Annotated in this window: 20 protein-coding genes; 19 read left to right on the forward strand and 1 reads right to left on the reverse strand. The window is 62.8% G+C overall.

What is annotated here, in order from left to right; all coding sequences use genetic code 11:
- The first annotated feature begins 1 nt into the window (after position 1).
- The 7 genes from rfbA to AC2TC0_RS05125 all read left to right on the forward strand — a co-directional run bounded on the left by rfbA (position 2) and on the right by AC2TC0_RS05125 (position 9,946).
- Positions 2–874, forward strand: coding sequence for a glucose-1-phosphate thymidylyltransferase RfbA (gene rfbA / locus AC2TC0_RS05095; RefSeq protein ID WP_484716398.1), 873 nt, complete (start codon positions 2–4; stop codon positions 872–874).
- On the forward strand, positions 871–1,416 hold the full coding sequence (gene rfbC, locus AC2TC0_RS05100; protein WP_484716399.1) for a dTDP-4-dehydrorhamnose 3,5-epimerase: 546 nt from the start codon (positions 871–873) through the stop codon (positions 1,414–1,416). The genes rfbA and rfbC overlap by 4 nt, the downstream gene beginning before the upstream one ends.
- Complete coding sequence (rfbD, locus tag AC2TC0_RS05105; RefSeq protein WP_484716400.1) at positions 1,413–2,270, forward strand: dTDP-4-dehydrorhamnose reductase; 858 nt, start codon at positions 1,413–1,415, stop codon at positions 2,268–2,270. The genes rfbC and rfbD overlap by 4 nt, the downstream gene beginning before the upstream one ends.
- Positions 2,263–3,315, forward strand: coding sequence for a dTDP-glucose 4,6-dehydratase (rfbB, locus tag AC2TC0_RS05110; RefSeq protein WP_484716401.1), 1,053 nt, complete (start codon positions 2,263–2,265; stop codon positions 3,313–3,315). Before rfbD ends, rfbB begins: the two co-directional genes overlap by 8 nt.
- A gap of 189 nt (positions 3,316–3,504) precedes the next feature.
- Positions 3,505–5,625, forward strand: coding sequence for an autotransporter assembly complex protein TamA (locus AC2TC0_RS05115; RefSeq protein WP_484716402.1), 2,121 nt, complete (start codon positions 3,505–3,507; stop codon positions 5,623–5,625).
- 8 nt (positions 5,626–5,633) lie between these two features.
- Positions 5,634–9,785, forward strand: a complete 4,152-nt coding sequence (locus AC2TC0_RS05120; RefSeq protein WP_484716403.1) for a translocation/assembly module TamB domain-containing protein — start codon at positions 5,634–5,636, stop codon at positions 9,783–9,785.
- A 2-nt stretch (positions 9,786–9,787) separates the two neighbouring features.
- Positions 9,788–9,946, forward strand: a complete 159-nt coding sequence (locus AC2TC0_RS05125; protein ID WP_484716404.1) for a hypothetical protein — start codon at positions 9,788–9,790, stop codon at positions 9,944–9,946.
- A 273-nt stretch (positions 9,947–10,219) separates the two neighbouring features.
- Here the strand turns inward: AC2TC0_RS05125 and AC2TC0_RS05130 are convergent, their stop codons facing one another.
- Positions 10,220–11,032, reverse strand: coding sequence for a flagellin N-terminal helical domain-containing protein (locus AC2TC0_RS05130; RefSeq protein WP_484716405.1), 813 nt, complete (start codon positions 11,030–11,032; stop codon positions 10,220–10,222).
- A 246-nt stretch (positions 11,033–11,278) separates the two neighbouring features.
- Between AC2TC0_RS05130 and fliE the strand changes: the two genes are divergently transcribed.
- The 12 genes from fliE to fliP are packed head-to-tail and all read left to right on the forward strand — an operon-like array spanning position 11,279 to position 20,942.
- Positions 11,279–11,620, forward strand: coding sequence for a flagellar hook-basal body complex protein FliE (gene fliE / locus AC2TC0_RS05135; RefSeq protein WP_484716406.1), 342 nt, complete (start codon positions 11,279–11,281; stop codon positions 11,618–11,620).
- Between the two features lie 22 nt (positions 11,621–11,642).
- Positions 11,643–13,286: a flagellar basal-body MS-ring/collar protein FliF gene (gene fliF / locus AC2TC0_RS05140; protein ID WP_484716407.1), complete on the forward strand. Its 1,644-nt coding sequence runs from the start codon at positions 11,643–11,645 to the stop codon at positions 13,284–13,286.
- Complete coding sequence (gene fliG / locus AC2TC0_RS05145) at positions 13,279–14,319, forward strand: flagellar motor switch protein FliG (RefSeq protein WP_484716408.1); 1,041 nt, start codon at positions 13,279–13,281, stop codon at positions 14,317–14,319. Before fliF ends, fliG begins: the two co-directional genes overlap by 8 nt.
- The gene (locus AC2TC0_RS05150) at positions 14,312–14,905 is read left to right on the forward strand and encodes a FliH/SctL family protein (RefSeq protein WP_484716409.1); all 594 of its coding nucleotides are present in this window, start codon (positions 14,312–14,314) and stop codon (positions 14,903–14,905) included. Before fliG ends, AC2TC0_RS05150 begins: the two co-directional genes overlap by 8 nt.
- Positions 14,902–16,233 carry a FliI/YscN family ATPase gene (locus tag AC2TC0_RS05155; RefSeq protein WP_484716410.1) on the forward strand — a complete coding sequence of 444 codons (1,332 nt, stop codon included), beginning with the start codon at positions 14,902–14,904 and terminating at the stop codon, positions 16,231–16,233. The genes AC2TC0_RS05150 and AC2TC0_RS05155 overlap by 4 nt, the downstream gene beginning before the upstream one ends.
- A complete protein-coding gene (locus AC2TC0_RS05160; protein WP_484716411.1) occupies positions 16,230–16,673 on the forward strand; it encodes a hypothetical protein in 444 nt (147 codons plus the stop codon). Before AC2TC0_RS05155 ends, AC2TC0_RS05160 begins: the two co-directional genes overlap by 4 nt.
- Positions 16,673–18,022, forward strand: coding sequence for a flagellar hook-length control protein FliK (locus AC2TC0_RS05165; protein WP_484716412.1), 1,350 nt, complete (start codon positions 16,673–16,675; stop codon positions 18,020–18,022). Before AC2TC0_RS05160 ends, AC2TC0_RS05165 begins: the two co-directional genes overlap by 1 nt.
- A gap of 15 nt (positions 18,023–18,037) precedes the next feature.
- Positions 18,038–18,643 carry a flagellar basal body-associated FliL family protein gene (locus AC2TC0_RS05170; protein WP_484716413.1) on the forward strand — a complete coding sequence of 202 codons (606 nt, stop codon included), beginning with the start codon at positions 18,038–18,040 and terminating at the stop codon, positions 18,641–18,643.
- Positions 18,644–18,648: 5 nt separating this feature from the next.
- On the forward strand, positions 18,649–19,566 hold the full coding sequence (locus tag AC2TC0_RS05175) for a FliM/FliN family flagellar motor switch protein (protein WP_484716414.1): 918 nt from the start codon (positions 18,649–18,651) through the stop codon (positions 19,564–19,566).
- Positions 19,566–19,904, forward strand: a complete 339-nt coding sequence (gene fliN / locus AC2TC0_RS05180; RefSeq protein WP_484716415.1) for a flagellar motor switch protein FliN — start codon at positions 19,566–19,568, stop codon at positions 19,902–19,904. The genes AC2TC0_RS05175 and fliN overlap by 1 nt, the downstream gene beginning before the upstream one ends.
- Positions 19,904–20,179, forward strand: coding sequence for a flagellar biosynthetic protein FliO (locus AC2TC0_RS05185; RefSeq protein WP_484716416.1), 276 nt, complete (start codon positions 19,904–19,906; stop codon positions 20,177–20,179). The genes fliN and AC2TC0_RS05185 overlap by 1 nt, the downstream gene beginning before the upstream one ends.
- Complete coding sequence (gene fliP, locus AC2TC0_RS05190) at positions 20,169–20,942, forward strand: flagellar type III secretion system pore protein FliP (protein WP_484716417.1); 774 nt, start codon at positions 20,169–20,171, stop codon at positions 20,940–20,942. Before AC2TC0_RS05185 ends, fliP begins: the two co-directional genes overlap by 11 nt.
- Position 20,943: the final 1 nt, after the last annotated feature.

Here is a 20,943-nt window from a genome sequence, read left to right on the forward strand (position 1 = left end):
CATGCGCAAGGGGATCATATTGGCCGGCGGCTCGGGCACGCGGCTCTACCCGCTGACGCGCGGGGTTTCGAAACAGCTAATGCCCGTCTACGACAAGCCGATGATCTATTACCCGCTGGCTACGCTGATGTTGGCGGGCATCCGCGAGGTGCTGATCATCACCACGCCGCAGGATCAGGCGGCCTTCCAAGCGGTGCTGGGCGACGGAGCGGACTGGGGCATGCATCTCGATTATGCGGTACAGCCCAATCCGGATGGTCTGGCACAAGCCTTTCACATTGGCGCCGATTTCGTACGCGGTGGACCTAGCGCGCTGATACTGGGCGATAACATCTTTTACGGGCACGGCTTACCCGAACTACTCATTAGCGCAGATGCGCGCCAAAGCGGCGCCACGGTTTTTGCCTATCAGGTGCGCAACCCGGGCGACTATGGCGTGGTATCCTTTGACGCGCAGGGCCGAGCCGAGACGCTGGAAGAAAAGCCCAAGGTGCCGCGCTCCAACTATGCGGTCACCGGCCTTTATTTCTATGATGAGACGGTGGTGGAGCGAGCCCGCGACCTCAAGCCCTCAGCGCGCGGAGAGCTCGAAATTACGGATCTCAACCGGCTCTATCTCGATGACGGCGCGCTTGGCGTCGAGATGATGGGGCGCGGATTTGCCTGGCTCGATACCGGAACCCATGGCTCGCTGCTTGATGCGGGCACCTATGTCCGCATTACCGAGGAAAGACAGGGTCTGAAAATCTGCTGCCCCGAAGAAATTGCCTGGCGGCAGGGCTTTATTGATGATGTCGGATTGGAACGCATCGCCGCGCCGCTCGTCAAATCGGGCTATGGCGATTATCTGATGCGGCTGCTGGAGCGCGCATGAATATCATCGAATGCGCGATTCCCGGGCCACTGATTATCGAGCCCAAGGTCTTTGGCGATGATCGCGGCTTTTTCATGGAAAGCTGGAATGCGGCCACATTTCGTGCGGCGGGACTCGACTTCAATTTTGTTCAGGATAACCACAGCCGCTCGCAGCGCGGGGTGCTGCGCGGGTTGCACTTCCAGAACCCCGAACCACAGGGCAAGCTGGTGCGCGTGGTCAGCGGCGCGGTGTACGATGTCGTGGTCGATCTGCGTCGCACCTCGCCGCATTTCGGAAACTGGGTCGGGGTTGAACTTTCTGCGGCCAACAGGCGCATGTTCTGGGTACCCGAAGGCTTTGCCCATGGATTTCTAACGCTCGAGGACGGCACCGATTTCCTCTACAAATGCACCAGCCGCTATGCGCCCGAGTATGAACAGGCGCTCGCCTGGGACGATCCCGATGTCGGAATTGTTTGGCCGCTGGATGGGATCGCGCCGATACTGTCGGCCAAAGATGTGGCGGGCGTGCGATTGGGCGAAGTCGGGGCCTTTGCATGAAGGTGGTCATCACCGGGGCAGGGGGACAGCTGGGCCGGGCTCTGGTCACTGCTGCGCCCGCTGATGCACAAGTAGCCGCGCTGAGCCGAATCGAATGCGACCTTAGCGACCCCGCCGCCATCACTGCGGCGGTCACTGCCCACCGTCCTGACCTGCTTATCAACGCCGCCGCCTATACCGCGGTTGACCGCGCCGAGGCCGAAGTTGATCTCGCGATGCGGGTAAATGGCGAAGCCCTGATGGTGATGCGCGAGGCCCTGGCAAGGCAAGGCGGCCGCCTCGTCCAAATCTCCACCGACTTTGTGTTCGATGGTAATGCCAGCCGCGCCTATGCCCCCGACGCGCGGCGCAATCCGCTGTCGACCTATGGCCTTAGCAAAGCGGCAGGTGAGGACGCGGCCGGCGATGGCGCGCTCATCGTCCGCACCAGCTGGGTTTATGCGGCGGGCGGCAGCAATTTCGTCCGTACCATGCTGCGGCTGATGCGCGAGCGCGATGCGCTGAATGTCGTGCACGACCAGATTGGCGCGCCGACGCTGGCCAGCGGGCTGGCCGCGGCCATCTGGGCGCTTGCGGGGCAGGGAGCGACGGGCATTTTCCACCACCGCGATGCCGGGGTGGCGAGCTGGTATGACTTTGCCGTCGCCATCCAGGAAGAGGCCCTAGCGCTGGGAATGCTGACCCGCGCCATTCCCATCTGCCCAATCCCATCGAGCGCTTATCCCGTTCCGGCACGGCGCCCGGCCTTTTCACTCCTCGACGATAGTGCGACGCGCGCGCTATTGGGCGACGCGCCGCCGCACTGGCGCGTCAATCTCCGCACCATGCTGAAAGAGGAACAGACGCTTGGCTAATTTGCTCGTGACCGGGGGCGCTGGCTTTATCGGCGGCAATTTTATGCACTATTGGCGGGCACGTCATCCGGGCGACCGGTTGATTATACTCGATGCGCTCACTTACGCGGGCAACCGGTCGACCATTGCCGAAGTACAAGGGGTTGAGCTGGTCGTTGGCAACATTTGCGATACGCCGCTGGTTGAGCGGCTACTGCGCGAACACGACATCGATACCCTCGTCCACTTCGCTGCCGAAAGCCATGTCGACCGCTCGATTAGCGCCCCAGATGCCTTTATCGAAACCAATGTCGTGGGCACCCACAGCTTGCTCAAGGCGGCGCGGAGCGTGTGGCTTGATGGGTCGGGGCGGTCGCACCGCTTCCACCATGTTTCGACCGATGAGGTCTATGGCTCGCTGGGCCCCAATGATCCGGCGTTCAGCGAAACCACCGCTTACGCCCCCAACAGCCCCTATTCGGCCTCAAAGGCAGGGTCGGACCATTTGGTCCGCGCCTATCACCACACCTTTGGGCTCAACGTCACGACCAGCAATTGTTCAAACAATTATGGGCCCTATCAATATCCTGAAAAGCTGATCCCGCTGTTTTTGATCAACGCCCTGTCGGGCAAGGCGCTTCCGATTTACGGCGACGGCATGAACGTGCGCGATTGGTTGCATGTCGAGGATCATTGCTGCGGGATCGAAGCCGTCATCGCGCGCGGCCGCGCGGGTGAGACCTATAATATCGGCGGCGGGCAAGAGCTGCCCAACCTTATGGTCATTGAAGAGATCTGCAAGGGCGTCGACGCCGCCTTCGCCGCTGACCCAGACTTGGCGCAGCGCTATCCCGACGCGCCTGCTGCTAAAGGCCAGCCCACGGCATCTCTCAAAACCTTTGTCGAAGACCGCAAGGGCCATGACCGCCGCTACGCCATCGACGAAACCAAGTCGCGCGAAGAGCTGGGCTATGCGCCCACACGCAACTTCACCGAAGGCTTTGCGCAAACGCTCGCCTGGTATTTGGCGAACGAGGGCTGGTGGCGACCATTGATGAAGGGTTGATGGTAAGCGGAGCTTGGCAGAGCCAGCGTGGTTCGCCATTGTCAGATTCCCCACTTACTGGACGCCGTGGCTTAACCGTCTCCTGCTTATTGGGAGTAGCCACTGCCCTCGCCGTAACGCCGGAACGTTCAACCGCAGGCTATCCATTATCTTGGAGCAATAGCGCGCGCGCTTGGTTATGCCGATTGTATGACGTTGCGGTTTATGTGCATCTTTGCTGTTCTGCCGGTCTGTGTCCTGACTGCACAACCCGCGCTGGCACAAGAGCTGCCAGCTAGCGGATCTGCCTCGCCGGCAGCCGGCGAATCGATCATCACCGACGAAGAATTTGCCCGCGAAGTGCCGTCGCTCGACGCGCCGCCGCTGGAAAGCATCGCCGACTGGACGGCTGCCGAGGATGCACGCGATGCCGCGCTGCCGACGCCCGACGCCACAAACCGGCTGACCGATGCGCCGGCACTCGACCCATTGCTGGAACAACCGCTTCCGCCCATCGGCGAGTTTAATGTTGAACCACCCCCGGCCAGCGCCGACGACAGCGTTGACGCGGCGGCGCAGCAGGTCCGCTTTTCGTTTCGGGTTGAAGGGCTGTCCGGCGAGGGTGACACCGGCAACGCGCTGGGGCGGGTGCAGCGCCGGTTCCGAGCCCTGTCCGCATTGAGTAATCGCAACGGCCGTGCCGAAAGCCGTGCCGATCTGGCCGGGGCGACCCGCGGTGATCGCCAACTGCTCATCGACGTGCTGATCAGCGAGGGGTTTTTCGATGCGGGCGTTGAGGTGCGCTTCAACCGTGACGCGGCGGCCGGCGAGACAATCGACATTGTGTTGGCGGCCGTGCCCGGGCGGCGTTATTTCCTCGGCGAAATTGCCTTCATTGCCGCGTCGACCATACCGAGTGACCTCATCCGGCGCCATTTTCCGCTGGCATCGGGCGATCCGATCATCGCCGACGATGTGATCGCGGCGGAAGCCAATCTTTCGCTGAGGCTGCCTGAAAATGGCTATCCCTTTGCGGCGGTAGGCGAGCGCGATATCGAACTCGACGAAGCCACCGGGCTTGGTGATTATATGTTGCCGGTCAACACAGGGCCGCGCAGTTATTTCGGCGAGATTATAGCCGAGGGCAATCTGGCGTTCGATACCGAACATGTCGCGCTGTTGCGCCGCTTCCGCACCGGCGAGCTCTATGATGCGCGCAAGATTGATGATCTGCGCGCGGCGATGATCGCCACCGGGCTGTTGTCGTCAGCATCGGTCGAGCCAGTCCCGAGCAGTCGCGTTGCGCCCGACGGCACACCCTATGCTGACCTTCGCGTGCGGCAGGAGGCCGGGCCGCCGCGCACGCTGGCGGCGAGCGCGGGATACAGTACCGGGCAGGGGTTGCGGCTGGAAGGGAGCTGGACGCACCGCAACCTGTTTCCGCCCGAAGGCGCGCTGACGGCAGCGATGGTGGTCGGCACACAGGAACAGTCGCTGTCGGGCACCTTCCGGCGCAACAATGCCGGCAGCCGCGACCGCATTGTCGAGCTGACTTTGGCCGCCGAGCGGAGCGATTTTGATGCCTTCAACGCCTACACCGGGCGACTTAGTGGCATGATTTCGCGGGTTTCGACGCCCATCTGGCAGAAGCGCATCACCTATGCCTATGGCTTTGAATTGCTCGCATCATCGGAGACGCGGTTCGATGTGCAGCGGGCGGCACGCGACCGCCAACTTTACTATGTCGCGGCGCTTCCGTTGCAAGGGGGCTTTGATACCTCTGACGATCTGCTTGATCCCAAGCGCGGTTATCGTCTGACGCTGCGCCTGTCGCCCGAAACCGCGCTTGGCGACGGTTCGCGCTTTTATCTGCGCGGGCTGATGGAAGGCAGCTATTATCAGCCCATTGGTGACAATATCGTACTGGCAGGTCGAGCGCGGGTCGGGGCCATCAGCGGGACAACGCGCGCGTCGCTGCCGCCATCGCGCCGCTACTATGGCGGCGGCGGCGGATCGGTGCGTGGTTTTGGCTATCAGCAGCTGGGTCCGCGCGATATCGAGGGCAATCCGCTTGGCGGACGCAGCCTGAACGAGGCGGCCGCCGAGGTGCGCTATCGCTTCGGCAATTTTGGTGTCGCGGGCTTTGTCGATGCCGGGCAGGTTTATGCCAGCAGCCTGCCGCGCTTTGACAATTGGCGCTTTGGCGTCGGCGTTGGTGGCCGCTTTTACACCAATTTTGGGCCGATGCGGCTTGATGTGGCGACGCCGATCAACCGCCAACCAGGCGAATCGCGCTTCACCGTCTATGTCTCGTTGGGCCAGGCCTTTTGAGCGTATCTGTGCGCCTTATCAAATGGGTCACGGCGCTCGCAGCGACAGTGTTGATGCTGCTCGGCGCGGCCTATATGTGGCTCGACAGCACCTCTGGCCGGGCATTTGTGGCGCGGCAGATCAGCGGTTATGAGCTGGAAAATGGTCTGCGCTTTGAGGTGGGGCGGATCGACGGGTCCCTCTACCGCGCAGCAACGCTAAAGGATGTGCGCATCCGCGATCCACAGGGTGTGTTTGCCCGGCTTCCAGAGGTTGAGCTTGACTGGCATCCGCTGCGCTATTTGCGCGGCATTGTCGCAGTAAACCGGCTGACGGCGCGCGAGATGCGCGTTCAGCGGCTGCCCGAACTCAGGATTGTGCCCGACCGTGGCGAGCCATTGCTCCCTGATCTCGATATCCGCATCGGCGAGCTTGCCATCGAGCGCATTGTGTTGGCTGCGGGTATAGCAGGCGAAGAGCGCGTCGCGCGGCTGACGGGGACAGCGCATCTTGCCGACCGGCGCGCGGTGGTCGATGCTGCGCTGCTGTCCGATCGCGGCGACCGCTTATTGCTAAAGCTCGACGCGGTACCCGACGATGATCAATTCGACCTGGCCCTTGCCGTCAACGCCCCAGCCGACGGCCTGATTGCAGGGCTGAGCGGGCGCGCGGTGCCGATGACGGCGCAGTTGAGTGGCAACGGCACCTGGCAGCGCTGGGACGGGCGGCTGACCGGACGTGCGGGAACTGAGCCGATAGCCGATGTCGCGCTTACTGCGCGCACCGGGCAGTTTTCGGCGAAGGGTTTTGTCACGGCGGCACCGATCATGGCAGAGGGGGCGGGCGTGCGGATGTTCGGCGCGCGCACCGACATTGATTTGACCGCCGCGCTGGCGGGACGCGTGGCCGATGTCAAAGGCAGCCTCGCTTCGTCCGTCTTCGTCGTGGGCGCTGACGGGGTCATTGATCTGGGCAAGGGCCGGTTTGGCGATCTGGCGCTGGATATGCGTGTCGCGCGGCCCGCCGTGCTGGCACCCAATGTCAGTGGCCGCGACGTGCGGGCGCGGCTGCTGCTCAATGGCGATTTCTCCGCTCCAGTGGTGCGCTATAATCTGAACGCCGCGCGCCTCGCCTTTGACGCGACGATCCTGGAGGGACTGGAGGCGAGCGGCAAAACGCGCAGCCGTGCTGACCGCATGATCATTCCGGTAAACGCGCGCGCGCGCCGGGTATCCGGCATAAATTCCGCCTTTGGCGAGCTGCTCACAAATGTGCGGCTCAATGGAGATCTCGCTTATGCAAATGGTCGAGTGCTGTCGGACAATCTGAAAGTCAAATCGGACCGTATCGACGCGACGGCAGTGTTGGTCGGTGATTTTTCTACCGGGGTGTATTCCGGCGGCTTAAAGGGACGTGTCGGGGCGTACCGCGTCGAATCGGTCGGGCTGTTCAATATCGACGCCGACGTTGCACTCAGGTCGCAGTCGCGCGGCTTCGTGCTGGACGGGACGGTGCGGGGCCGATCAACCCGCTTGTTTAGCCCGGGGGTAAAGAATTTCCTGGGCGGGCAGTTGTTTGCGACCGCTGCTATCACCTATGGCACCGACGGCGTGCTGCGCATTCGCAACGCCGATGTCGTCGCGTCGCAGTTCCGGCTGAACCGCGGTAGCGGCACCTATGTCCTGGGCAGCGGGCGGGTGGTGTTCGACGGCAGCGGCTTTTCGAATGCCTATGGCCCGCTGACAGTCGCGCTGACGGGCAGCCTTGACCAACCCCGCGCGCGTATCACCGCCGCGCGGCCCGGCTTTGGTGTCGGCCTCGCCAATGTTATCGCGGACGTCCGGCGCAGCCGCACTGGCTATGCCGTGGGCTTTACCGGCGAGACCGATTACGGCCCGGTGCGCGGAGACCTTGACATATTGGCGGGCGACGGGCCGCTCACCATCGACATTTTGCGCGGCGACATGGCCGGTATCGGCGTTGCCGGACGCGTGCGGCAGGCGGCGGCCGGGCCCTTTGCCGGGACACTGAAAGCGGATGGGGCCGGGTTCAACGGCACGATCGCGCTGTCGGCAGAAGGGCAATATCAGCGCGCTATCGTCGCGGCGACCGCCACCAATATGGTATTGGAGGGCAACCAGCGGCTGGCGGTCGGACGTGGCATCGTTGATGCCGACATCATCCTGTTCGACGAGCCGCAGATAACCGCCGATGTGCAGCTGGAAAATGCTCTGCTGGCGACGACCGAGATTGTCGCCGGACGCGGCAAAATTGCTTACCGCGGGGGCAACGGCACGGTGCAGCTGTTGGCCGAGGGTCGCGCCGCAGACACACCGTTCCGCGTGGCAGCCAGCGGCGCGCTGACGCCAGCGTTGTGGCGCTTCACCGCGCGCGGTCGCGCCAATGGCATTGATTTTGCCACTGTCGAGCCGCTGCGCATCGTGCCAGAGCAGGCGGGCTATCAGATAATGCCGGGCGCAATCGCGGTGGCCGATGGCCGGGTGCAGCTGGCGGGCCGCTATGGCGAAGGGCTCACCCTGGAAACGCGCCTCAACCGGGTCAATCTGGCGGTGCTGAACCCACTGCTGCCGGGGCTGGGGCTAGGCGGGCGCGCCAGCGGCAGTCTGGATTGGGAGCAGCCGTCGTTGGCTGCACTTCCGCGCGCCGAAGCGCGGCTCAGCATAACGCGCTTTACCCGCACCAGCGTGGGGCAAATGTCGCAGCCGGTCGATGTCAGCCTCGTCGGGCGCCTGTTGCCCGAAGGTGGCAGCGTGCGCGCGGTGGTGCAGCGGCGCGGGGCAACGTTGGGGCGGCTGCAGGTTGAGCTGAAACCGCTACCGCCGGGCGCGGCGAACTGGACCGAGCGGTTGATGGGCGCGCCGCTGTCAGGTGGTCTGCGCTATAATGGTCCCGCTGAAATGCTGTTTTCGCTGGCAGCGCTGCCCGACCAGAGCCTGACGGGAAATATCGGGGTGGCGGCCGACTTTGCCGGACGACTCGACAGTCCGCAGCTTACCGGCGTGGTGCGCGCCAACGACCTGATTTATGAGAATGAAAAATACGGCACGCGGTTGACTCAGATCCGGCTGCGCGGCCAGTTTACCAACGATCACCTCGATGTCAGCGAAATGACTGCGCGCGCAGGCGACGGGACCATCAGCGGCAGCGGCTTCGTCAATTTGAGCTCGGCCAGGGGCTTTCCAGTGCAGCTCAATCTTGATCTCGATCGCGCGCGCATTGCCCGCAGCGAGATGATCGACACCGCCGCGACCGGGCAGATCAGCGTAACCAACACTCCCGGCGGCGATGCGGTGGTCAGCGGAACGCTGCAACTGCCGCGGACACGTTTCAAGCTGATCCGCCAGCAAGCGGTAGAGGTCAGGACGCTGACCGGGGTGCGGCGCAAAAGCCCGGCGGGGCGGCCGCGCGAAACCGGCGATGCCGACCCAATCAACACGCTGCCGAGCAATTGGAAGCTCGACATCCGGTTGCAGGCCGACGACGAGCTATATGTCAGCGGCATGGGGTTGGAGTCTGAATGGCGTGCCGATCTGCGTATTACCGGCACCTCGAGTGCGCCGCGGATTTCAGGCGACATGGTGCTGGTGCGCGGTACGTTGGGGTTTGCCGGTCGATCTTTCGCGCTGGAAAGCGGGCGGCTGAATTTCAACGGCGGTGCAACGACCAACCCCTCACTCCGCATCGCGGCGGCAAGCGTCGTTGACGGAACCACCGTCCGCGTGCTGCTCGAAGGGACGGGCGAGCGACCCGAAGTCACCTTTGCCTCCACCCCCGCGCTGCCGCAGGACGAAATTCTGGCGAGGATCCTTTTCGGCAATTCGGTGGCTGAACTATCGGCGCTCCAGGCGGTGCAACTGGCCGCATCACTGAACAGCCTGCGCGGCGGCGCTGGCGGGCTCGATCCGGTCGGCGTGCTGCAATCGGCGGCCGGAATCGACCGGCTGCGTGTCCTTGGCGCGGACGAGGACAATGGGCGTGGGATTGCCGTAGCGCTTGGCGAATATATCACCAACGATGTCTATGTTGAAATTATCACGGACGCGCGCGGCTATACCGCTAGCCAGATCGAAATCAGCCTGACGCCGGCGTTGTCACTGCTTAGCCAAGTCAGCTCACTGGGCGGGTCGAACTTCAACGTGCGCTACCGCAAGGATTATTGACTATGCGCTCCATTTCGCTGCTGCTGATCTTTGCGCTGGCCGCCTGTGCGCCCAGCTTTGACGAGCAATATGCCGATACCGAAAAGCAGCTGAAGGCCGATGCCGAGCGGCTGGACCGCGAAATGGCGGCCGAGGCCGCAAAGGAGCCGGGCGCGGATTGATCTGCCAAGGATGATGGCTAGGTCTCCCGGCATCGAGCGAACGAACACCGGTGGCCGCTCTCGCCATTGATCGTCACCTTGGGGGCAGGGCCCGGGTTATGCGTTGCCACTGCAATTGGTTGAAGCCCTTGTTGTGGACCACCCCATTTACGCGCAGTGCATCCGCTCTACCAACGCCATACAGAAAGATTGCCCCGGTCGACCGTTCGACCGGGGCAATCGGTGTTGCCGCGCGGCGCAAGTGGCGGCGTTGGTAGCCACCACTCGGACTGCTTAACGCAGCAGGTTCAGAACGCCCTGCTGGCTCTGGTTGGCCTGGGCGAGCATCGCGGTCGAGGCCTGCGACAGGATCTGGGCCGCCGCAAGCTTGGTCGATTCCGCCGAGAAGTCAGCATCCTGGATGCGCGACTTGGCTTCCGACAAATTGGTAGCAGTCGACGTCAGATTGTTGACCGTGGCTTCCAGGCGGCTCTGCGCCGCACCAACGTTGGCGCGCTGCGTTGCAACCGTGTCAATTGCGGTGCTGACCACCGCCAGCGCGCTCGATGCGCCTGCTGCGGTCGACAGATCGACGGTGCCGACCGAAAGGCCCGTTGCGTTGAGCGACGTGAAGGCGATGGAAACGGTCTGGCCGGTATCAACGCCCGTCTGGATCGAAAACGTCGTTGCTGCGTCAAACAGGTTCACGCCGTTAAAGTCGGTGCGACCGGCGATGTCGTTAATCTGACCAATCAGCGCCGTGACTTCGGTCTGGATCGCAGTGCGATCCGACGCTGCGTTGGTGCCGTTGGCCGACTGGACGGCCAGTTCGCGCATCCGCACCAGAATGTTCGAGATTTCGCCCATCGCGCCTTCAGCGGTCTGCGCAAGCGACAGACCGTCGTTGGCATTGCGAACGGCTTGGTTCAAGCCGCGCACCTTGGCATCCATGCGGGTGGCAATGGCCAGGCCGGCGGCATCGTCTTTGGCGGAGTTGATGCGCTTGCCGCTGGCAAGGCGTTCCATCGCCATGGCCTGCATCTTGTTGGCAGTGCGCGAGCTGTTCTGGGCGCGAAGCGCGCTCACATTGGTGTTGATAACAGTCATTTTCAATCCTTTCCGGCCAACCGGCCTGTGACTTGGGATGGCACGGCGAGCGGCCACGACATCGTTAACGACCGTCGCGCAGCTGGATTAAGCAAAGATGCGTCAGAAACTTGGCGGATCGGTTCAATGACCACGGCGAACGGAGGATAATTCTATATAAAACAATAGCATATGATTTTGGCACGGTCTTTGCTGAACTTCCTGCGACGACAACAAATGACATGTTGCTGAACAGGGTATGCCGCAATGAACACGATCAGTCAGAACCGGTTGCTGGAAATGCGCAGTGCGATCGTCGACCAGAATCAGGCGCTGCAGCGCGCAGCCGGGCGATCAGCGGACTCGCTGACATCCACGCCGCATGGCGCGACAGACTTCACGGCGGCTATCCAGTCGGCATTGCAACAGGTCAGCGCGCAGCAGGCCAAGGCCAGCGCAGGGAGCGAGGCCTATGAGCGCGGCGAAACGCATGACATCGTCAGCGTAATGATCGAGCGGCAGAAAGCGTCGCTGGGCTTCGAAATGACGCTGCAGGTCCGCAACAAACTGCTGACCGCCTACCGCGACATCATGAACATGCCGGTTTGATCCGATGGCCGATAGCCGAGCCTTGACCGTACCAGCGACGGATCCGCACCCCGCCACCGGTGTCACGCCGCTGCGCGACCGCGTCGCCAACCTTGGCGGTGTGCTGCAGCAGCCGGCGGTCCAGCGCGCGATGCCGGCGCTGGCCATCATAGCTGCGCTGGCACTAGCTGGCGGCACTTACATGGTTTTCAGCAGTCCCGCCCAAACGCCGCTCTACGCCGGCTTGGCCGAGACCGACAAGGCAGCGATCAGTGAGGCTTTGCAGGCTGCAGGTATTGCCTATTCGATAGATCCGCAAAGCGGATCAATAAACGTAGCGCAGGATCAGGTGCACCAGGCGCGGATCGCTCTGGCCGGACAAGGACTGCCCAAAGCCCAGCCAAGCGGAAATTCGCTGATGGCCGAACTGCCGATGGGAGCCAGTCGCGCGGTTGAAGGAGAAACGCTGCGCGCCGTTCGTGAAACCGAGCTTGCCCGGACCATTGAAGCCATTGATGCTGTTCAGGTTGCCAAAGTGCATGTTGGCACGCCAGAACCGTCGCCCTTTGTCCAGGAAAGCCGACCAGCAACCGCATCCGTCATGCTGACGCTGGAAGGCGGTCGCAGCCTGACCGACGGGCAAGTCCAGGCGATCCGCTTTCTGGTTGCGTCGTCGGTCCCCGGACTCGATGCGGCAAATGTTTCGGTTATCGACCAGCGTGGTGCCTTGCTGTCCGAAACAGCTGCCGATGCCGATCTGGCGATATTCCAGCTCCAGTCGCGCATCGAAGATCGACTGCGCGCGTCGATTGATCGCCTCATCAGTCCGATGCTTGGTCAGGGCAACTATACGGTCGAGGTCCGCGCGGACGTGGATATGTCCGAATCGCAGGCTACACGGGAGAGCTTTCCCGAAGCCGACCGCGCCCTGCGCAGCGAACAAGTGGAACGCTCGACCAGTGGACAGGCTGGCAGCCCTGCTGCCGCCGGCATTCCCGGAGCAACTTCCAACACGCCGCCCGCACCCGCCGTAGTGACCAACACCGCGCCAACACCGGTGCCGGGCGCGCCGTCGGCTGGCGCGAGCCAGAGCAACGAAAACATGACCCGGTCCTATGAAATTGGCCGTGAAATCTCTGTCACGCACCAGCCGCAAGGTTCGCTGCGCCGCGTGTCAGTTGCAGTCGCGCTCAATCAGGGCAAGAAAGCGTTTACCCAAGCCGACCTCGCCAAATTTGAAGGGCTGGTTAAAGGCGCCATTGGCTTCAACGTCGAACGCGGTGATCAGGTTGCGATCAGCCAGAGACCGTTCGCCAAACCCGAGCAGGCCGAGCTGGCTTTCTGGGAACAGCCGTGGTTCCTACCGCTCGCACAGCAAGTAGGCGGACTGCTCGCGGCACTGCTGGCGTTCCTGTTTATTGGGCGGCCGCTGATCCGCGCAGCCAAAGCGCGCGCGGCGGCCCGCGCTGCGCGCGAAGAAGCACTAACAGAAGAATTGCTCGCGGTGACCGGCGACGGCGCGGGTCGGCCGCGTCCCGCCGCTTACGGCCCGATAACCATCGATATGATCGAGGCGGCCCCCAGCTACGAAGCCCGCGCCAATCTTGTCCGCGATTTCGTCCGTCAGGACCCGGCCCGTGCCACACTGGTCATCCGCCAGTTGATGCAGGAACGCACCAATGGCTGATGCGACGGTTCCCGAAACAACAAGTCCGGTGCGCAGCTTTCGCCAGCCCGACGGTGCTGACGCTGCCGCGATCCTGCTGATGCTGCTGGATGAGGCCGACGCCGCTGCGGTCGTCCGCGATCTGGACCAGGATGAGGTGCGCAGGCTGGCGAAAGCGATGTACGGTGCCGCAGATGCCGACGAGCACGCCGTGGAAATGGCGCTCGAACAATTCGTCGGCCAAAGCCGCAACGTTAGCGCACTGGCGGTGGGCGCGGATGCGCGCATACGCACCGTTATGCATCAGGCGCTCGGCAATGTCCGTGCCGACAATATTCTCGCGGAACTGGCCCCGCAAAAGAGCGCGACGTCGCTCGCCATTTTACGGTGGATGGACGTCGCCCAGATCAGCGAAATTCTGGTGACGGAACATCCTCAGGTGAGCGCTCTGATCCTGTCGGTTCTGGTCCCGGAGGTCGCTGCCGAAGCGGTAGCCCCGCTGGAGAGCCGGAAACAGGCTGATCTGATGATGCGCGCCGCGCAGTTGGACGGTGTTGCGGCGGCGGCCATTGAGGACCTGGAAGCGGTGCTGGCGGCCGCAACCTTGGCCGCGCCGCAAACGCCCCGCCACGCCCTTGGTGGCCCGGGTGAAGTTGCCAAGATTATCAAGTTAATGCCCAAACCGCTTTCGGAACAGACCATCCGCGCACTGCGCAAAATGGACAAACGGCTTGCCGATGCGATCGAGGAAGAAATGTTTGTCTTCGAAAATCTGCGCGAACTCGATGCGCGTACGCTTGGTAATGTGTTGCGCAGCGTTGACGCACAGACGCTGGGCTTGGCGCTGAAAGGTGCCGACGAGGATATGGTGCAGATGTGCCTTGGGACCATGTCGAAGCGTGCGGCGGAGACCATTGCCGACGAAATGGCCGAAATGCAGCGCGTCAAACGCAGCGACGTCGAAGAGGCACAGCGCAGCATCATGCTGGTCGTTCGGCGCATGGTGGCGAGCGGCGAAATCGCGACCGCCGGTGGGAGCGGCGAATATGTTTGACACAGCTGAGCCACGGACAGCCAAGCATGTTGACCTCGCCACAGCAATGCAGCGCGACACGGCCTTTCGTCCGCACTTGCCGGTCAATGCTGGCCGAAGTCATTCGGCTGCAATTGCCGGTGAATCGGTCGAAACGGCCTATGAGCGGGGTCTTGCCGAGGGCGAGAGACTGGCCCGGATCAGCTTCGATACCGAACGCCAGGCCCTGTTGCGGCTGTTAGCAAGCGCCGAGGTGCTGCAGGCTGAACCGTGTCCGCAGCTCGGTCAGCTGATTTCGACAACCGTCGAGAATCTGGTCCGTCAAATTGTTGGCGACGTTCCGGTCGACCCGGCGTGGTTACAACTTCGGGTAACCGAAGCGAGCGCCATTCTGGCTGATGCCGACCGCGATCGCATTCTGTTTTTGAACCCCGCCGACCTCGCCAGCATCGCGGGCGTGGATCTTGGCATGAAGCTACGCAGCGACCCGCAAATCCCGCGCGGTGGCTTGCGCATTGCGGCTGGCGAAGGTTGGGTTGAGCACGGTCGGCCCGTTTATCTCGACGCGCTGCACCAGGCCTTGAATCCGGTGGGCGGTGCAGCATGAGCAACCGACTCTTGGCAACGGCCGAAGCCGTGCTTGGCAATGCAGCGCTGGCGCAAATCGCGCCGCGCCAGTTGGGTAAAGTTATTGCCAGCGAGGGTTTGATGCTGGAAGTTTCCGGGCCACCGCTCGCGGTAGGTGCAGGGGTCAGCATCGATTTGGCGCATGGCAGCGCTATGGCCGGCGAAGTGGTCGGATTCCGCGACAATCGCTGTTTGGTGCTGCCTTTTGCCAACGACGCCTCTCTGGCGACCGGCGCACCAGTTCGCCCCAAAGCCGACACCAACCAGGTCGCCGTTGGCGAGCAACTGCTCGGCAGGATCATTGATGCCAACGGCGATCCACTCGACGGCGGGCCAGCGGCTACAGCCAGCCGCCATTGGCCGCTGGGAGGAAAGCCTGCTAATCCCCTAACGCGCGGCCGGGTCACGCGGCCGTTCGATGTTGGCGTGCGTGCGATTAACGCGCTTCTGACAATTGGCGAGGGCCAGCGCGTCGCCATTGTCGCCGGGTCGGGCGTCGGCAAATCGGTCCTGATGGGCCAAATGATGGCGGGGGCCGAATGCGATGTCATCGTCGTAGGCCTAATCGGCGAGCGCAGCCGCGAGGTGTCGGATTTTGTCGAAACCCGCCTCCCGGCCGCGGTCCGGCGCAAGGCCGTGGTCGTCGCGGTTCCGGGCGATCATGCTCCGGTCCTGCGGCTGCGTGCCGCCCGCCGCGCCACGGCCATTGCCGAGGCTTTCCGCGCCGAGGGTCGCCGCGTTCTACTGCTGATCGACAGCCTGACCCGCGTGGCGCATGCCCAGCGCGAAATTGGGCTGGCGTTGGGTGAACCGCCAACGATGAAAGGCTATCCGCCGTCGGTTTTCGGCCTCATCCCTGCATTGGTCGAACGGGCTGGCATTGACCGCACGACAGGCGGATCGATTACAGCTCTGTACACGGTGTTGGCCGATGGCGGCGATATGAACGACCCGGTGGTCGATGCCGCACGGGCCATCGTCGATGGCCATATCATTCTGGCGCGGTCGATGGCCGAACAAGGTGTCTTTCCGGCCATTGACCTTTCGCGCTCGCTGTCGCGCACCATGACGGATTGTGCGACGCCAGAACATCGCAAAGCCGCAACCCGCTTTCGGCGGCTCTGGTCGCTTTACGAGGAAAATCGCGATCTGATGCTGATGGGTGCCTATGTGCCCGGCAACGACGCCGAAATTGACGAAGCGATAGCCCGGCACCCTGAACAGCGGGCGTTCATCGGCCAAGCCGCCGACGCTTTGGTACCGCTCACCAACTCGATTGACGAACTTCAGCAAGGATTCAGCGCATGACAAACCGGATAAGCCGAAAACAGCAACTCGTTCGGCTGCGCGGCTGCGAGCATCGGCGCACCCAAGCGCGGTTGGCGCAGGCGCAATCCGACCTGTCGCGGCTGATCGACCTGTCCGCGCGTCTGGACCGGTTGCGCCGGGAACTTGCCGTCTCCGAACATCAGGCAGTGGGCAGTGATTTCAGGATGGTTGGTGAAATGGCAGATCGGCTCGATCTCGCCCGTGCGGCGCTGGAGCAACCGGTGCAGGCGGCCGCAGATTTGCACGCAATGCTGGCGCGGGACACTGGAATTGCGGCCGCGCGCGAAGATGCTGCCACACGCCAACTCGCTCTGGAGGAACAACAGGCCGCGAGCGCGGCGGAGCAATTTCGCGACGCCAACCGCATCCACCGCCCCGCCGGTATGCGGCTGCGCTTGATTGCCGGGGGTGCGCAATGATGACCGCGGCATCCGGGCTGAACGACATGCGCGGGCTGGCGCGGCCGTTGCCGCTGCTATCGCCGACCGTAACGCCGACCGAGTTCGCCGGGCTTCTGGACGCCTCAAGCCTTGCCCCGGAGGTCGCCGCGGAAGGGGCTGCCGCCGTCCCCTCGCTGTTGCCGTCGGCGACGGCGACGACGGCAACGACCGGCCAGGGTGACATGACCCTGATGCCCTCGGTCCCAGGACAGTTGGCTGGCGCGGCGTCGGTTCCGCTGCCGATGCCGAATGGCGGCGCGCCGGTCATTGCTGCGGCGCCTGCCGTGACATCAGCGGCCGTTCTCGCTACGCCCCCGGTGGCGCTGGACACCTCCTCTGTGCCGACCGCCGCCCGGCTTCCGTCGCGCGCTTCCTGGTCAGGCAAAGCTACGCCAGCCGACGCGCCAGGTCATGTCATGCTGCCCGCGGCCGCGCCGACCGACGTCCGACTCGATTCCGCTGCGGCTGGTCCAGCCGCCGGGGACGCCGCAGCGTTGGGCCAGATTGACCAGCCAGTGCTGGATGTCGCCGCGTTACAAACAACGCAACCCGACACGCCGGTTCCCGCGGCTTTGGATGCAGCACGCGCCGCTACGGCCGATGTTTCCGATGTTGCAATCGCGGCGCGCCCACCGGCCGTGATCACAGCTGCCGCGGCTGCCGTGTCTGCAGATCATCCCGCGCTGCGGCGCAACCTTGCCGCGTCGCCCGACGATCTCGCACCGACAAAAGCAGTCGAAGCCCCGATTGCGGCGGTGCCCTTGACCAGCCCCTTGCTGGTCTCCGACAGCACGGGTGTCGACCAGGCCGGAGGGACTACGGAATTGATGCTTCCGCAGGCATCGGCGGCCCTGTCATCCTCGCCCGTGATGACAACCCAGTCCGCCTCTTTGGCTGGCGATGTGCCGCTTAGGTTAATTGATCTTGGCGCTGACGACCGTTGGATCGCTTCACTGGCAAAGGATATTGCCGCCCTGCAGGACGAAGATGGCTTGCTGCGGTTCCAGCTGCTGCCGCGTCATTTGGGCCGGCTCGAAGTGTCGGTGCAGACTGGCAGCGAAGGTATATCGGTTCGCGTCGCTGCGGAGAGTGCTGCAGCGCAGTCGATGCTGGCGGGTGCCCAGGCTCGTCTCGTTGATGATCTGCGCAATAATGGGGTGCGGATTGCTGCGGCTGAAGTCGGCATGCAGGCCCAGGGCTGGACCAATGATCGCCGCGATAACGACCGGTCACATCCAGACCAGCGGTGGAGTTTTGTTGAAACCGGCCATGCGGCCGACCCGGTGCCGTTGCGCACCCGTGGGTCGGGCACGGACCGACTAGCCTGAAACAGGAGCTAAGCGATGACCAAGGAAAAACAACCCGTCGAGGAGGCCAAAAAACCCTCGAAGCTGAAACGCTTGATGGTGTTCGGCGGCCTTATGTTGGTGCTGGTCGGCGGTGGTGCCGGTGCGGGGCTCTATTTTGGCGTCAACGTGATGGGCGCTGAGCCCAAGGAGCAAAATCACAACCCCAAGCTCGTTCTGCGTTCCGAGGGTGCAGAGGACAGCGAAGGTGAAGAGGGCAAGGAGGCGCCCCGTGTCGGAACGGTGAGTGTCCCCAATGACCGGCTGAAACCCGATCCGAAAAAATATGCGGTGGCCTATCATGCCATTGGCGAAAACTTCACCACCAATTTGGCCGACGGATCCGGCTTCCTTCAGGTCGGGATCAGCCTTTCAACCTATTATGATGACCAGGTCATCACCAACATCAAGCGGCAATCCGTGCCGATCCGTTCGGCTGTACTGATGGTTCTGGCCGAGCAGGACCCGGCCTATTTGTCCACTTCGCAGGGCAAGCAGCGGCTGCAAAGCCAATTGACCGCTGCAATTAACGATGTGTTGCGCAGCAAGGAGGGCTTCGGCGGCATCGACAATGTCTACTTCACCAGCCTGGTGATCCAGTGACTGTGATGAACGCGTCGGACCCGCCCAAAATGGCCGCAACTGATGCGTCGGTGCCATCCGTCGATGGTCCATTGCTGCTGCGCAGCGCCAATGACGGTAAAGCGGCTGCATTGCTGCAAGGCATCGGCCTACGCCTGGCCGCCGATTTGCAGAAACATCTGCGCCAGATGGGCGCCGCACAGTGCAATGTTTCCGCCAAGCCAGTGGATGCGATGACCTCGCTGGGCTGGGGCGAGGCTGCTGGAGGCCACCTCTTGTGGAAGTTTTCGCACGTTGGACGATCATCGCCAATGGCGCTGGCTATGGTGCCCGCGCTGCTGGGCCAGCTGGTGGACATTTTTTATGGCGGAACGGGCGCGCGCGTCCAAATGAACAAGGAATTGTCCTTCGCAGAAGACCGCTTTGCCCACCGCTATGGCGAAGAGCTGGCAAAGTTGCTCGCCTTTGCATGGCGCGACGCAGCGCAGACTGCGGCGCCGCTGACGTCGCAATTTCTGGTTGCGCGCAATCCGCTCGCATCCGACGGCGATAGCGGTGTACTGGTGCAGCCGCTGGTGCTTTCCGGCGCGCCGTTCGGAAATGCGACGCTGTTGCTTGCCTGTCATTCCGACTGCATGACGGACGGTACCGGAACCAGCGAAAATGCCTCTGAACCAGCGTCACCGCCAATGGACCGGCGCTGGCTTAACGCGCTGCACCATGCGCTGGGCAATGTGTCGTTGCCCGTTTCGTCGGTGCTAGCCCGCCCCGAAATTAGCGTCGGTCGTATGCTGACGCTGTCCGTCGGTGACATCATCCCCTTCACCTTACCGCGCCAGGTGCCGGTGGTTGTGGCCGGCCGGACGCTGGCCACCGGAACGCTTGGCGAGGTCGATGGCCGCGTCGCCATCAACATCGAAACTCTTGGGCAAAGGAATATGTGATGAGTGATATGAGCAACATGCCAAAGGGCGCGCCGCGGCAGGCCGGTCCGGAAACCGATTTGCGCACCACCCCCAATTTTGACCTGCTTGCGAACGTGCCCATGCGGGTTTCGGTGGAGGTTGGCACGACCGCGCTGCCGCTCGCCGAACTGTTGACGCTGGGCGAAGGGTCGGTCGTCGAGCTCGATCGCAACGTCTCTGACCTGTTCGACATATTGGCCAACGGTACTTTGGTCGCGCGCGGCGAAGTGGTCAGCGTGGGTGACAATTATGGTATCAAGATTGCCGAAATCGTTGCCGCCGAACGCCGTCTTGCTGGCCTTGAGCGGAGGGCGTGATGGGCGAATATATCCTCCGCCTGTTCATTCTGTTGCCGCTGCTTGGCGCCATGGCTTGGGGCAGCCTGTGGTTCTGGAAGCGTCTTCAGGAAGGCACACCGCTCGTTGGTCCCAAACGGCCGCGCGCAGTCGATCTGGTCAGCGTCCTGCCGCTCGGGCCAGCTGCCAAGCTGGCGGTTGTCGAATTTGCCGGACAACAAATTCTGGTCGCCGTTTCGCGCCAGGGCATCAGCCGGATCGCCTCCGATGCACAGGGAGAGTTCCATGTTGATTGAACGGCGCGCCGTGCGGCGCCTCGCGGTAGCTTCTGTTGCGATGGTGCTGGCGCTTGGCATTGCCCCGGCGGTGGCGGCGCAAACTGGTGGAGGGCTCGATCGGGCGCTCGGCGAACTGGGCGGCTCCGGTCAGCCCTTGTCGCTTTCGCTACAGATATTGCTGATGATGAGCTTGCTGACGGTTTTGCCGTCGCTGCTGCTGATGATGACCAGCTTTACCCGGATAATCATTGTCCTATCGATCTTGCGCCATGCGCTAGGGCTGCAACAAACCCCGCCCAACCAGGTGCTGGTGGGCCTTAGCCTGTTTTTGTCACTGTTCGTGATGCAACCCGCGCTGACTGAAATTAACCGGGTTGCCGTCGAACCCTATGGCAGCGAACAAATTGAACTGACGGAAGCGGTCGAACGCGCTGGTGTCGTCATGCACGGTTTCATGTTGAAACAGACGCGCAAATCCGATCTGGCCATGTTTGCAGAAATCGCCAAGGCGCCGCCGATCGCGAGGCCGCAGGACACGCCCTTTTCCATCTTGTTGCCAGCATTTGTGACGAGCGAGCTCAAGACGGCCTTCCAGATTGGATTCCTGATCTTTCTGCCGTTTCTGATTATCGATTTGATTATAGCGTCCGCATTGATGTCGCTGGGCATGATGATGCTGTCGCCGACGATCATTTCTATGCCATTCAAATTGTTGCTGTTCGTGCTTGTTGACGGCTGGGCACTGGCGATGGGCTCGCTTGCCGCCTCTTTTGCAGGATAGG

Source organism: Sphingopyxis sp. sgz302558, from assembly GCF_057220455.1.

Bases quoted from the DNA above. Each gene is read 5' to 3' on its own strand.
- AC2TC0_RS05160 (WP_484716411.1), top strand. From the start codon at position 16,230: ATGACAAACCGGATAAGCCGAAAACAGCAACTCGTTCGGCTGCGCGGC.
- AC2TC0_RS05165 (WP_484716412.1), top strand. From the start codon at position 16,673: ATGACCGCGGCATCCGGGCTGAACGACATGCGCGGGCTGGCGCGGCCG.
- AC2TC0_RS05175 (WP_484716414.1), top strand. From the start codon at position 18,649: ATGAACGCGTCGGACCCGCCCAAAATGGCCGCAACTGATGCGTCGGTG.
- rfbA (WP_484716398.1), top strand. From the start codon at position 2: ATGCGCAAGGGGATCATATTGGCCGGCGGCTCGGGCACGCGGCTCTAC.
- rfbD (WP_484716400.1), top strand. From the start codon at position 1,413: ATGAAGGTGGTCATCACCGGGGCAGGGGGACAGCTGGGCCGGGCTCTG.
- AC2TC0_RS05115 (WP_484716402.1), top strand. From the start codon at position 3,505: ATGACGTTGCGGTTTATGTGCATCTTTGCTGTTCTGCCGGTCTGTGTC.
- fliN (WP_484716415.1), top strand. From the start codon at position 19,566: ATGAGTGATATGAGCAACATGCCAAAGGGCGCGCCGCGGCAGGCCGGT.
- AC2TC0_RS05185 (WP_484716416.1), top strand. From the start codon at position 19,904: ATGGGCGAATATATCCTCCGCCTGTTCATTCTGTTGCCGCTGCTTGGC.
- fliP (WP_484716417.1), top strand. From the start codon at position 20,169: ATGTTGATTGAACGGCGCGCCGTGCGGCGCCTCGCGGTAGCTTCTGTT.
- AC2TC0_RS05125 (WP_484716404.1), top strand. From the start codon at position 9,788: ATGCGCTCCATTTCGCTGCTGCTGATCTTTGCGCTGGCCGCCTGTGCG.
- AC2TC0_RS05155 (WP_484716410.1), top strand. From the start codon at position 14,902: ATGAGCAACCGACTCTTGGCAACGGCCGAAGCCGTGCTTGGCAATGCA.
- AC2TC0_RS05130 (WP_484716405.1), bottom strand. From the start codon at position 11,032: ATGACTGTTATCAACACCAATGTGAGCGCGCTTCGCGCCCAGAACAGC.
- fliG (WP_484716408.1), top strand. From the start codon at position 13,279: ATGGCTGATGCGACGGTTCCCGAAACAACAAGTCCGGTGCGCAGCTTT.
- AC2TC0_RS05150 (WP_484716409.1), top strand. From the start codon at position 14,312: ATGTTTGACACAGCTGAGCCACGGACAGCCAAGCATGTTGACCTCGCC.
- rfbC (WP_484716399.1), top strand. From the start codon at position 871: ATGAATATCATCGAATGCGCGATTCCCGGGCCACTGATTATCGAGCCC.
- fliE (WP_484716406.1), top strand. From the start codon at position 11,279: ATGAACACGATCAGTCAGAACCGGTTGCTGGAAATGCGCAGTGCGATC.
- AC2TC0_RS05170 (WP_484716413.1), top strand. From the start codon at position 18,038: ATGACCAAGGAAAAACAACCCGTCGAGGAGGCCAAAAAACCCTCGAAG.